At 69.5% G+C, this 12,116-nt stretch carries 11 protein-coding genes; 1 reads left to right on the top strand and 10 read right to left on the bottom strand.

Features of this window, described 5'->3' with window-relative positions; all coding sequences use genetic code 11:
• Positions 1 to 39: 39 nt before the first annotated feature.
• The 9 genes from FB560_RS17135 to FB560_RS17095 all read right to left on the bottom strand — a co-directional run bounded on the left by FB560_RS17135 (position 40) and on the right by FB560_RS17095 (position 9,365).
• A complete protein-coding gene (locus FB560_RS17135) occupies positions 40 to 963 on the bottom strand; it encodes an ABC transporter substrate-binding protein (protein ID WP_141873814.1) in 924 nt (307 codons plus the stop codon).
• Between the two features lie 63 nt (positions 964 to 1,026).
• Positions 1,027 to 1,755 carry an ABC transporter permease gene (locus FB560_RS17130; protein ID WP_141873812.1) on the bottom strand — a complete coding sequence of 243 codons (729 nt, stop codon included), beginning with the start codon at positions 1,753 to 1,755 and terminating at the stop codon, positions 1,027 to 1,029.
• Positions 1,752 to 2,432: an ABC transporter permease gene (locus FB560_RS17125; RefSeq protein WP_141873810.1), complete on the bottom strand. Its 681-nt coding sequence runs from the start codon at positions 2,430 to 2,432 to the stop codon at positions 1,752 to 1,754. Before FB560_RS17125 ends, FB560_RS17130 begins: the two co-directional genes overlap by 4 nt.
• On the bottom strand, positions 2,429 to 3,316 hold the full coding sequence (locus tag FB560_RS17120) for an ABC transporter ATP-binding protein (protein WP_141873808.1): 888 nt from the start codon (positions 3,314 to 3,316) through the stop codon (positions 2,429 to 2,431). The genes FB560_RS17125 and FB560_RS17120 overlap by 4 nt, the downstream gene beginning before the upstream one ends.
• A gap of 67 nt (positions 3,317 to 3,383) precedes the next feature.
• Positions 3,384 to 3,686: a DUF427 domain-containing protein gene (locus tag FB560_RS17115; RefSeq protein ID WP_141873806.1), complete on the bottom strand. Its 303-nt coding sequence runs from the start codon at positions 3,684 to 3,686 to the stop codon at positions 3,384 to 3,386.
• A 213-nt stretch (positions 3,687 to 3,899) separates the two neighbouring features.
• The gene (locus FB560_RS17110; protein WP_141873804.1) at positions 3,900 to 5,339 is read right to left on the bottom strand and encodes a dihydrolipoyl dehydrogenase family protein; all 1,440 of its coding nucleotides are present in this window, start codon (positions 5,337 to 5,339) and stop codon (positions 3,900 to 3,902) included.
• 93 nt (positions 5,340 to 5,432) lie between these two features.
• Positions 5,433 to 6,824, bottom strand: a complete 1,392-nt coding sequence (locus tag FB560_RS17105) for an MFS transporter (RefSeq protein WP_407662573.1) — start codon at positions 6,822 to 6,824, stop codon at positions 5,433 to 5,435.
• A gap of 66 nt (positions 6,825 to 6,890) precedes the next feature.
• Positions 6,891 to 7,991: a lactonase family protein gene (locus tag FB560_RS17100; protein WP_141873802.1), complete on the bottom strand. Its 1,101-nt coding sequence runs from the start codon at positions 7,989 to 7,991 to the stop codon at positions 6,891 to 6,893.
• 87 nt (positions 7,992 to 8,078) lie between these two features.
• Positions 8,079 to 9,365 (bottom strand): adenylosuccinate synthase, encoded by a 1,287-nt coding sequence (locus tag FB560_RS17095; RefSeq protein ID WP_141873800.1) that lies wholly within the window; start codon positions 9,363 to 9,365, stop codon positions 8,079 to 8,081.
• A 347-nt stretch (positions 9,366 to 9,712) separates the two neighbouring features.
• Between FB560_RS17095 and FB560_RS17090 the strand changes: the two genes are divergently transcribed.
• A complete protein-coding gene (locus tag FB560_RS17090; RefSeq protein ID WP_141873783.1) occupies positions 9,713 to 10,636 on the top strand; it encodes a DMT family transporter in 924 nt (307 codons plus the stop codon).
• Positions 10,637 to 10,655: 19 nt separating this feature from the next.
• Here FB560_RS17090 and FB560_RS17085 read toward each other — a convergent pair whose 3' ends face one another.
• Complete coding sequence (locus FB560_RS17085; protein ID WP_141873780.1) at positions 10,656 to 12,116, bottom strand: mechanosensitive ion channel domain-containing protein; 1,461 nt, start codon at positions 12,114 to 12,116, stop codon at positions 10,656 to 10,658.

The raw sequence follows: 12,116 nt of genomic DNA, 5'->3' as shown, positions 1-12,116 counted from the left end.
CCGGACCCACCGGGCCCGGGCACTTCGTGTGACGACGACTCAGAGCAGGTCGTTATCGGTCAGCCACTGCTTCGCGATGTCCTTCGGCGACTTCTGGTCGACCGTGCTCAGGACGTTGAGGGAGACGAGCTCGTCGGCCGTCAGCTTGGCGCTGATGGCGTTGAGCACACCGGAGACCTCGTCGGCGATGTCGCTCGAGACGATCGGCACGACGTTCGACGAGATGATCAGGTTCTCGGGGTCTTCCAGAGCGACGATGTCTTCCGTCTTGAACGCCGGGTCGGCCGTGTAGATGTCTGCCACCTGGATCTGGCCGGCGAGCAGCGACTCGAGCGTGGTCGGGCCGGTGGCCGAGAACGCCAGGTCGACGCCGTAGACCTCCTTGGCCTTGGCCGGGCTGTACGGACGCTGCTCGAACTCGGGTGCCGCGCCGATCGTGAGCGGCGTGGTCACGTTCTTGAGGTCGCCGATCGTCTTCAGGTCGTTCTCCTCGGCGAAGCTCTTGAGCACCGTGTAGGAGTCCTGGTCGGATGCCTCGGCGAAGTCGAGGGCGGTGAGGCCGTCGGGCAGAGCCTCCTGCAGAGCCTTGTAGACGTCGTCGGGGCTGGTGACGGTGACACCGTCCTTCGAGATGTACTCGAGCAGGCTGCCCGTGTACTCCGGGAACACGTTGATCGCGCCGGACTCGACATCGGGCATGTACGCGTCGCGCTGGCCGATGCTGAACTGACGGTCGACCTCGTGGCCGTCGGCCTCGAGAGCCTGTGCGTAGATCTCCGCGATGATCTCGTTGGAGTAGTAGGCCTGCGAGCCGATGACGATGGTGTCGCCGCTGCCGGCGCTCTCCCCGGCGTCGGACGGCTCGGAGAGCGGGTTGCTCGAACCGCAGGCGGACAGGGCGATGGTCGCGGCGGCGATCAGGCCGACGACGGCCGCGGAACGCTTGCCTCGTGCTGTGAACATGGACTTCCTCTTTTCTGGGACTGCTGTGGGGACGACGGTGTGGGACGGTTCCGGTGCGGAAGATCAGGCGGTGGCGGGAGCGGCGGCCGGCGCCGGCGTGGCCGCGCGACGTCGGGGCGGGCGGCTGGTGCGCAGACCGGCAGGGACGGCGGCGTGCTGCGCTGCCGCGAGCAGGAGATCGACGATCAGTGCGAGGGCCGCGACCAGGAGCGCTCCGGCGAGCACCTGGTCGAACTTCTGCAGCGGGATCCCCTGGATGATCGGATAGCCGAGACCGCCGAGGCCGATGTAGGCCGCGATGGTCACGGTCGCGATGACCTGCAACAGCGCCGAGCGGATGCCGCCGACGAGGAGAGGCAGACCGAGGCGCACCTCGACCTTCCAGAAGACCTGCCATCCGGTCATGCCCATCGCCTTCGCCGCGTCGATCACCCGGCGGTCGATGGCTTCGAGGCCGGTGTAGGCACCGGCGAGGAGCGAGGGAATCGCGAGGAGCACGAACGTGATGATGGCGGCCTGGGGAACCCGGAGCACTCCGAGCAGCAGCACGAGAAGGATCATGAGCCCGAAGGCGGGGATCGCGCGCGCCGCGCCGGAGACGGCGACGGCGATCTCGCGGCCCTTGCCGGTGTGGCCGATGAGCCACCCGATCGGCACCGCGATCACGATGGCGATCAGCACGGAGACCGCGGTCAACGTGAGGTGCTCGGCGAGGAGCTTGGGCAGTGCGTAGTTCCCGGTCCACTGCGCGGGAGCGAGCATCCAGGCGAATGCCTGGGCGAAGAGGTTCATGCGGCGGCCCTCACAGGAACGGCGCGGCTCGCGGTGACCCGGCTGGCAGCGGTGGTCCAGGGCATCAGCGCGCGTCCGATGAGCAGCAGGATCAGATCGAGGATCAGGGCGATCACGACGACCGCGATGACGCCGGCGAACACTTCGGCGATGATGCGGCGGTCGAGTCCGTTCGTGAAGAGGTAGCCCAGGTTCGAGACACCGATCAGGATTCCGACGGTCGCGAGGGAGATCGTGCTCACGGCGGTGACCCGGAGACCCGCGAGGATCACCGGTCCGGCGAGCGGGAACTCCACGGCCCAGAAGCGGCGGAAGGACGCGAAGCCCGTGGCGGTGGCGGCCTGGCGCACGTCGTCGTCGACCGAGTCGAGGCCGTCGGACACGGCTCGCACGAGGATCGCGATCGCGTAGATGGTCAGCGCGACCATCAGGTTCGCCTCGCTGCGCGCCGAGTAACCGGCGACGGAGGGCAGCAGGATCAGCAGCGCGAGCGAGGGGATCGTGTACAGCAGCCCGGTGAGCACGATGATCGGTCCACGTACGAGTCGGAAGCGCCACGCGACCCAGCCGAGGGGCAGCGACAGCACGAATCCGAGCACGATCGGGATGATGCTCTGACGCAGATGCACCAGAGTCAGCTCGAAGATCAGCCCGAGATTGTCGGTGACCCAGTTCACGTGAGTCCGCTCTCCGCGGCGCCGAGGGCGACGGCATCCGGCCCGGCGAGCGGACCGCCATCCGTCTCCGGTGCCGCCACGATCGCGCCCTGGGTGCGTCCCTCGGAGTCGACCACGACGGTGCCGTAGGGCGTCCGCTTCAGGTGCAGCGCCCGGCGTCCGCGGTCGGCGCCGATGAACGCGGCGACGAAGTCATCGGCCGGGTTCTCGATGATCTCGCTGGGACTGCCCACCTGCACGATGCGCGCACCCTTGTCGAGGATGACGACCTGATCGCCGAGCAGGAACGCCTCGTCGATGTCGTGCGTGACGAACACGACGGTCTTGTCGAGCTCGTGCTGCAGACGCAGCGTCTCCTGCTGCAGGTCGGCTCGCACGATCGGGTCGACCGCACCGAACGGCTCGTCCATCAGCAGGATGTTGGGGTCGGCGGCGAGGCCGCGGGCCACGCCCACGCGCTGCTGCTGGCCGCCCGAGAGCTGGCTGGGATAGCGATCTGCGAGCGCCTGGTCGAGCCCCACCGTGTCGAGCAGAGCGCGGGCCCGCTTGTGCGCCTCCGGCTTCTTCACACCGGTGAGCCGGAGGACCGTCGCGACATTGTCGATCACCGTGAAGTGCGGCATGAGGCCGGAGTTCTGCATCACGTAGCCGATGCGGCGCCGCAGCTGCACCGGGTCGCCGCCGAGCACGTTCTCGCCGTCGATCTCGATGTCGCCGGAGGTCGGCTCGACCATGCGGTTGATCATGCGCAGCAGCGTGGTCTTGCCGCAGCCGGACGACCCGACGAACACCGTGGTCTTTCGCGACGGCAGCACCAGGCTGAAGTCGTTGACGGCGACGGTACCGTCGGGGAACTGCTTGGTGACGTTGCGGAATTCGATCATGGCTGGTCTCCAGTCGGTCGATCGACGAGGCGTGCATCGGCGCCGCGGCGCCGGCAGACGGAGGTCACTACGGTCCGACCTCGACGCCCGGGGCGAACGCGACGTAGCCGGAGAAGTCCGTGCCGACGCGCTCGAAGGCCGAGGGGTAGGGGTCGGGGTACGACCACGCGAGATCGGTGTGCAGGCTGCCGCCCGCCTGCACCGAGTAGTACTGGCACACGCCCTTCCACGGACAGGTGTACGGGGTGGGGCTCTCGACGAGCACTCCGGGCGTGACAGAAGCCGGTGGGAAGTACCAGTTTCCTTCGATGCGGACGAGGTCTCCCTCGTCTGCTTCGGCGATGACGGTTCCTGCGAGTACAGCCTTCATGGTCCTGCCTCCTCGGATTCGGGTTCGAGCGTATAAGAGGTCTGCGACATCCGCGCCAGGGTTGCGCGCGAAGCCGTCAATATGAGACACAATCCACGCCGGCGCGCGGGCGCGGGCGCGGAAGAGCGTCGAGATGACTCACCGACTGTTCGGAGCGCGCGCCGGAACGGATGGCGCAGCGCGTCATCCGAGTTCCCACGGCGTCCGCGAGGATCACGCCGACTGCCGCCCGTAGCCCTCGAGCAGCCGCAACCAGACCTCGCTGACAGTGGGGTACGAAGGCACCGCGTGCCAGAGCCGGGCGATCGGCACCTCGCCCACGATCGCGACCGTCGCGGTCTGCACGAGCTCGGCCACCTCGGGTCCGACGAACGTCGCACCGATCACGACGTCGCGATCCGTGTCGATCACGAGGCGCGCCTGGCCTTCGAAACCGTCTTCGTAAAGGCTCGCTCCCGCGACCCAGCCCAGGTCGTAGTCGACGACCTGCACCGCGCGTCCGTCGTCGCGGGCCGCCTTCTCGGTGAGCCCGACCGATGCCACCTCGGGGAAGGAGAAGGTGACCTGCGGCACCGCACCGTGGTCGGCCGTCGCGACGTGACGCCCCCAGGGCCCGTCATCCACGGTCTCGTCCTTCGCCCTGGCGACGATCACATCGCCCGCCGCGCGCGCCTGGTACTTGCCCTGGTGCGTCAGCAGCACGCGCCCGTTGACGTCCCCGACCGCGTACAGCCAGTCGGATCCCGGGACGCGCAGCGTGTCATCCGTCTCGATCCAACGACCAGGCGCGAGCCCGGCGACCTCGAGACCGATGTCGCCGCTGCGCGGCGAGCGCCCTGTCGCGGCCAGCACCTCGGACGCCACCACCGTGGAACCGTCGTCGAGGGTCACGGTCACGCCGTCGTCCCCGCGGTGCACCGAGGCGGTGCCCGTGCCGGTGCGCACATCGACGCCGAGCTCGCGGAGTCCCGCGGCCACCCGCTCGCCCGCGAACGGCTCCATCGACGCCAGCAGGTCACCGCGGGCGATCAGCGTCACGGACGACCCGAGCGCCGCGTACGCGGTCGCCATCTCCACGGCGACCACACCGCCGCCGATCACGGCGAGCGATTCCGGGAGCTCCTCGGCACTGGTCGCTTCGCGGCTGGTCCACGGCGACGCCTCACGCAGTCCGTCGATGGGCGGGATGACGGCATCCGATCCCGTGCTGATCGCGACCGCGTGACGGGCGTGCAGCACGCGTGTGCCGCCATCGGCATCCGTCACGGTCACCTCGCGCTCGCCCGTGAGGCGTCCGTGCCCGCGGGCCAGGTCGATGCCGGCCGAGTCGAGCCACTTCACCTGACCGTCGTCCGACCAGTTGCTGGTGAACGAGTCACGGCGGTCGAACACGGCACGCACGTCGAGCTTTCCGGTCACCGCCTCGGCGGCACCGGCCACATGCTGCGCGGCCCTGAGCGCCTGTGCGGAGCGCAGCAGAGCCTTCGACGGCATGCACGCCCAGTACGAGCACTCCCCTCCGACGAGCTCGCTCTCGACGATGATCGCCGTGAGTCCGCCCTGCACGGCGCGGTCCGCGACGTTCTCGCCGACGGGTCCCCCGCCCAGCACGATCAGGTCGTATTCGTCGGTCCGTGTGTTGTCAGCGCTCATGACCCAAGCCTCTCGTCGCCGGTCGCCATGTTCAAGACCAACGTCGGATCAGGGGGCGGATGTTCCCCGGCGCGCCGTTTCAGGGTTCCCGGGTCAGACCTCGACGGGCTGAGGCTCGCGCGTCGCGAGCCGGGGCGCCAGCACCACCGCGACGATGCCGATGACCGCGGCGAGGGTGAACACGGCGGTGAACGGATCGGCGACCGACACCAGGCTCGCGAACAGCACCCCCGTGATGGCGAGGGCCAGTGCGCTGCCGAAGGAGTCCGCGACCGTCATGGCCGAGCTGTTGAAGCCCTGCGTCTCTGGCGTCGACAGGGCGAGGGTGAGCGCGCTGGTCCGCGGGCTCATCAACCCCATGCCGGTTCCTGCGACGATCCAGGCGGCGATGATCAGTGCGGCGTCCGCGCGGAGGGTCGCGGTCGCGAGGGCCAGAGCGATGCCGATGAGCACGAGGACCGTGCCGATCCGCACCGCGATGACGCTCGACAGCCGCGCGCCCATGCGTCCCTGCACCGTCGCGGCGACCGACCATGCCAGTGCGCCACCGGTGAGCGAGAGTCCGGCGAGGGTCGGCGAGACCTCGTAGCGCTCGGTCAGCAGATACGGGATGTACACCTGCGCCCCGAAGAACGCCGCCGCCGCCAGACCGCGCACGAGGATCACGGACGGCAGACCCCGACGCGCCCGCAGGGTCCCGCGCGGCAGCAGCGGACGCACCGCGACCAGAGCCACGATCACCGCGACGGCCGCCAGCACCGGGCCGACACCCGGCACATCGCCGAACAGGTTGAGGCCCAGCACCGCGAGCGCTGCCAGCACCGACCAGCCGAGACGTCCGAAAGCCCACGGCGTGGAGGCGTCCCCGTCGTCGTGCGCCAGTCCGCGCAGGGCGGGCACGACCATGAGCAGGGCCACCAGCACGAGCACGACGACACCGAGGAAGACCCAGTGCCAGCTCCAGAGCTCGGTCACGGCGCCGGCGACCGTGGGCCCGATCAGCGAGGGAACCACCCACGCGGCTGCGAACCCGGCGAAGATCGCAGGGTGCAGTTCGCGCGGATACACCCGGGCGACCACGACATAGAGGGCGACGGTGAGTGCGCCGCTGCCGAGGCCCTGTGCGAACCGGCCCGCGACCAGCACCTCCATGGTGGGAGCGAAGCCCGCGACGAGGAGGCCGATGACGAAGATGCCGACCGAGGTGTACAGCGGCTCCACCGGACCGCGGCGGTCGGCCCAGTTCCCCGCCGCCACCATGCCGATCACTCCGGTGGCCAGCGGACCCGCGAAGGCGAGGGCGTACAACCGCTCCCCGTCGAGGTCGGCGCTCACGGCGGGCATCACCGTGGTCACCGCCAGCGACTCGAACGCTCCGAGGAACACGAGCGCGCAGGCACCGATCGTGATCCAGAGGTACGCGCCGCTCAGGATGCCCGGCTCTTTCACCGTCGTGGCGCGCATCTCGCCCGTTTCTGTCGTCATAGGTTCGACCGTAGAACCTCAACAAAGGTTGAGGTCAAGCGGCGGGGACCCGACCCCCGGAACGCCTCAGCCGACCGGAAGGAAGCAGGTCGGCGACGGGGCGGCGGCCTCGTGCCGGATGCCGAGCGGCGCGCCCGTGCGCTCATCGAGGTCGAGCAGCGTGATCGTGTCGGACAGCTGCCCGGCGACGAGGAGCTTGCCCTCGTACACGAGGTGATGGCGTGGCCAGTTCACCCCGGAGTCGGCGACCGCGATCGACTCGAGCGACTCTCCGCCGCCGCGCACCCGCAGCGCCGCGATCGTGTTGCTGCCGCGCAGTGCGGTGTACAGGAACGCCCCGTCGCGCGTGCGGGCGAGCTCGGCGGGGAAGTCGGTGCCGATCTGGGCGATCGGGCTCGACAACACGGACGAGACGACGCTCCAGGTGCCGTCGGGGTCGGCGGCGAGCGTGAAGACCTCGCACGAGTACTCGGTCACGACGTGCAGGTGTCCACTCGGGTGCAGGACCATGTGGCGCGGACCCGTGCCCAGAGGCAGCGTGACCTCGTGATCGAGCGCGAGCCCGGTGCCGGTCAGACGCCAGAAGCGCACCATGTCGAAGCCGAGGTCGGTGGTGGCGATGCGGCCGTCCGGCAGGAAGACGGCAGCGTGAGCCCGCGAGACGCGGTCCCCACCGGCCGCGTGCGGGTCGGATGCCGCGGCACCCACACCCGCCGGCACCGTCTCGGGCTGCTCCTCCCCGAGCAGCGCGGCCCGGAGTGCGGCGGCGTCGTTGTCGCGATCGGCCACAGGGCGACCAGCGGCGTCGAGGCCGATGCGCACGATCCGGCCGTCGCCGTAGCAGCTGGCGATCAGTGCGGAGCCGTTCGGCGCGACTGCGACGTGGCACACCGTGGCCCCGGCCTCGACCGGCTCGCCGAGCGGCGCGAGCGTCGACTCCCCCGTGCGGACGAACGCCTGCACGACGGCGGCGTCTTCCAATGCGGCGTACACGACGTCGAGCGAGGGATGCCGGGCGAGCCACGTGGGCGACGACGGCGTGTCCGTCACCGCGCCTCGGTAGGCGAGAGTGGTGGCCTCTCGCCCGGAGTCGCCGGCGAGCAGTCCGATGCCGTCTGCCGAACCTTCCATACCGGCGCCGTAGCCGCCGAGCCAGAACCGCGTCATGCTCTCCCTCTCACCGGCAGCAGCGCCGGCCCCTCCGTCGCCGTCGGCAGCAGCGCCGTACGGTCAGTGATCCCGCCGATCCGCGGGTCAGTCGAGCAGGTCGTGCCGCACGATGACCTGGTCGCGCTCGGGGCCGACGCCGATCACCGAGATGCGCGTGTTGCTCATCTTCTCGAGCGCCAGCACGTAGTCCTGCGCGTTCTTCGGCAGGTCGTCGAAGGTGCGTGCGACCGAGATGTCCTCGTTCCAGCCCGGGAAGTACTCCAGGATGGGCTTCGCGTGGTGGAAGTCGGTCTGGTTCACCGGCACCTCGTCGAAGCGTTCGCCGTCGACGTCGTAGGCCACGCACACCGGGATCTGCTCGAGACCGGTGAGGATGTCGAGCTTGGTGAGCACGAGGTCGGTGATGCCGTTGATGCGCGTCGCGTAGCGCGTGATGGGTGCGTCGTACCAGCCGACGCGGCGCGGACGGCCGGTCGTGGTGCCGAACTCGAAGCCCTGCTTGCGCAGCCACTCGCCCTGCTCGTCGAAGAGCTCGGTCGGGAACGGGCCGGAGCCGACGCGGGTCGTGTACGCCTTGACGATGCCCACGATGCGGTCGAGCGCTCCGGGGCCGACGCCGGCTCCGGTCGCTGCGCCGCCGGCGGTCGCCGACGACGAGGTCACGAACGGGTAGGTGCCGTGGTCGATGTCGAGCATCGTCGCCTGGCCACCCTCGAACACGACGACCTCGCCGCGCTCCAGCGCCTGCGCGATCAGGTAGCCGGTGTCGGCGACCATCGGCCGCAGCCGGTCGGCGTACGACAGCAGGTCTTCCACGATCTCGTCGGCGGTGATGGCGCGACGGTTGAAGATCTTCACCAGCAGGTGGTTCTTCTGGTCGAGTGCGCCCTCGACCTTCTGACGCAGGATGTTCTCGTCGAAGATGTCCTGCACGCGGATGCCGACGCGGTTGATCTTGTCGGCGTAGGCGGGGCCGATGCCGCGGCCGGTGGTGCCGATCATGCGCTTGCCGAGGAAGCGCTCGGTGACCTTGTCGAGCGTGCGGTGGTACTGCGTGATGATGTGCGCGTTGGCGCTGACCTTCAGACGCGAGACATCGATGCCACGGGCGGCGAGCGCTTCGAGCTCGAAGAACAGCACCTCAAGGTCGACGACCACGCCGTTGCCGATGACCGGAGTCACACCGGGAGAGAGGATGCCGGAGGGCAGCAGGTGCAGCGCGTACTTCTCGTCGCCGACGACCACGGTGTGCCCGGCGTTGTTCCCGCCGTTGAACTTCACCACCCAGTCGGTGCGCTCACCGAGCAGATCGGTGGCCTTGCCTTTTCCTTCGTCGCCCCATTGCACGCCGACGATTACGATTCCTGGCATGGGTGTCCCCCCTGCTTTCGCCGGGTTTGCACCGGCCGATGAGCTGGCCCTCTTCGGGCGACTCCATCCTAGCGAAGGGGGCTCGGGAGCCTTTCGGCGGCGACTTCTGCGGGTTCGGTGGTGGCCCCGGAGGCAATGCCGCGCGGCTCGAAGGAATTCTCACGGTATGAAGGAGCGGATGCCGCATCCGCTCCTTCATATCGCGAGATCTCCTTCGTTCCGTGCTCGATGAGTCGTCGGAGGGGAGGTGGCGCGCGCGAGGCATCGTCGCAGGAGGGGCGGAAATCCGCTGACGGCTGTCCGTCCCGCGTATCGCGGATGTCGGAGGCCACTGCCATCATCGATGGATGCCAGAAACCCGCCGCGCCGACGACCTCGGCAGCGCCCCCGCGCGCTCCCAGGGCCCGCTCGTCCTGATCGCGGCTCTGGTGACCGTCGTGCTGTGGGCCTCGGCGTTCATCGGCATCCGCGGGGCGGGCCCGCATTACGACCCCGGTGCTCTGGCACTGCTGCGCATGGCGGTCGGCAGCGTGGCCCTCGGGGTCATCGCGCTGCGCCACGGCATCCGTCTTCCCGCGAAGAGGCACTGGTGGCTCATCGTCGTCTGGGGCGTCGGCTGGTTCTGCGTCTACAACCTGGCGCTCAACGCCGCGGAGCGCACGCTCGATGCCGGCACGGCTGCGATGGTCGTGAACCTCGCGCCTCTCATGGTCGTGATCTTCAGCGGGCTGTTCCTGCGGGAGGGCTTCCCGAAGCCCCTGGTGATCGGGGCGCCGATCGCCTTCCTCGGCGTGGTGCTCATCGGCATGAACTCGTCCACCAGCGCGGGCCCCGACATCACGGGCCTGCTGCTCGCTCTGCTCGCCGCGGTGATGTACGCGGGATGCACGCTCGTGCAGAAGCATCTGCTGAGCGCCGGAACCGACGCCACGACCCTCACGTGGTTCGGCGCACTGGCCGGAACCGTGGCCCTGCTGCCGTGGGCGGGGAGCCTCATCGGCGCCCTGCAGACCGCGCCGCTGGATGCGACGCTCTGGGTCGTCTACCTCGGGATCTTCCCGACGGCGATCGCCTTCACGACCTGGGCCTACGTGCTGCAGCGCAGCACCGCGGGGCAGACCTCCGCCACGACCTATGTGGTCCCGGCCGTCGCCATCTTGATGTCGTGGGCGATCCTCGGCGAGGTGCCGACGCCGCTGATGTTCCTCGGTGGCGCGCTGTGCCTGCTCGGGGTGCTCGTCACGCGACTGCGCTGGGGCCGCCGCACCTGACCTGCGACACGAACCGGCCCTACCGCAGACTCCTCGGGTTTCGGGCCGTCGCCCGGCGCTCGGAGACCGAGGCACGCGAGAGGCCGAGCGCTGAGAGCGCGTCGTCGGCGAGCTTGCGCTTGAGTTCCAGCGCTTCGCCGATCTCAGCCGCCAGGCGCGGTCGCGTGCGGATCAGCACGTCGACCGTGGCGAGCGGAACCGAGAGCACGGTGAGGATGTCGGACGCCACCGTGAGCGCCTGCGTGCGCTCACGCGTCAACGCCGTGTGCCCGATCAGGTCACCGGGCTCCGCGGAACCGAAGTCGATCCGTCCGCCGTCCGCCTCGAGGGCGAGCGTGGCACGTCCGGAGACGATGATCATCACCCGATCCGGCACGATGCCCGACCGCAGCACGGTCTCTCCGATGCCGTAGCGCTCGAGGCGCGAAGTGGCGAGCACCTCCTCGCGGTCCTCCTCGCGCAGGTGCAGGGTCGGCCCGACGCGCTCGATCGCCTCGACCAGGCGTGCGGGCTCCGCGACCGGATCGGTGGAGTCGCCGTCGAGCGCGAAGCCGCGGCGACGCGACGCGTACCAGAGCCAGGAGAGGTACAGCGAGAGAGCGCGCTGCGCCTCGGCGGGAGCATTCACGGGGATCGTCACCTCGTAGGCGCCCTTGCCGATGTAGTCGACCTCGGCGCGTTCGTCCTGCAGCCGCATCGGCAGCGCATCGGCGATCTCGGCCAGCAGCGCCATGACCTCGTGCGGGGGGTCATCCGTCGTGAACGTCACGGTGGTCGTGGCCGAGTACGTGCCGGTCGGCGCGCTCATGTTGGTGAAGGAGGCGCCCGAGAGGGTGGAGTTCGGCACGATCTGGATGCTGTTGCCGGTCTGGATGTGCACGGCACGCCAGTTGACCTCGACGACGCGCCCCTTCACCCCACCGGTGTCGAGCCAGTCGCCGATCTTGAACGGCTGCTCGAACAGCAGCAGCAGCCCCGAGATGACGCCGCCGACCGCGTTCTGCAGCGCGAGACCGATCACGATCGATCCGACACCGAGAGCGGCGAAGAGCCCTCCGACGTCGGCACCCCAGACCCAGGAGAAGAGCAACGCGAGGCCGAGCGCCACGAGCACGAGGCGGGCGATCTCGACGAAGATCGACGGGATGCGCTTGCGCCACGAGTCCGGCGCCGCATTCGCGAAGAGCGCCACGTTGAACGCCGACAGCACCAGCAGGATGAGGAGGAACCCGAAGACGGTGGCGACCACACGGGTCCACACCTGCTCCGCCGGGGACTGGATCGCGAAGAACAGCAGCGCGAACAGGGCACCCACCGGGATCACGCCGTTGCGCAGGAGCCGCAGCGGTCCGGCCATCGGGTTGTTACGACGACGCAGCCCGTTGATGAGCTCCGTGAGCACGACGAGCAGTACCGGAACGCCGACGGCGAGTGCGATGACCCACCACGCCCAGCCGTCCCGGAACGCCGCGTCGATCAT

This window comes from Microbacterium saperdae, assembly GCF_006716345.1.
Lineage (GTDB): Bacteria > Actinomycetota > Actinomycetes > Actinomycetales > Microbacteriaceae > Microbacterium > Microbacterium saperdae.
This window is presented reverse-complemented; position numbering and strand designations above follow the sequence as displayed.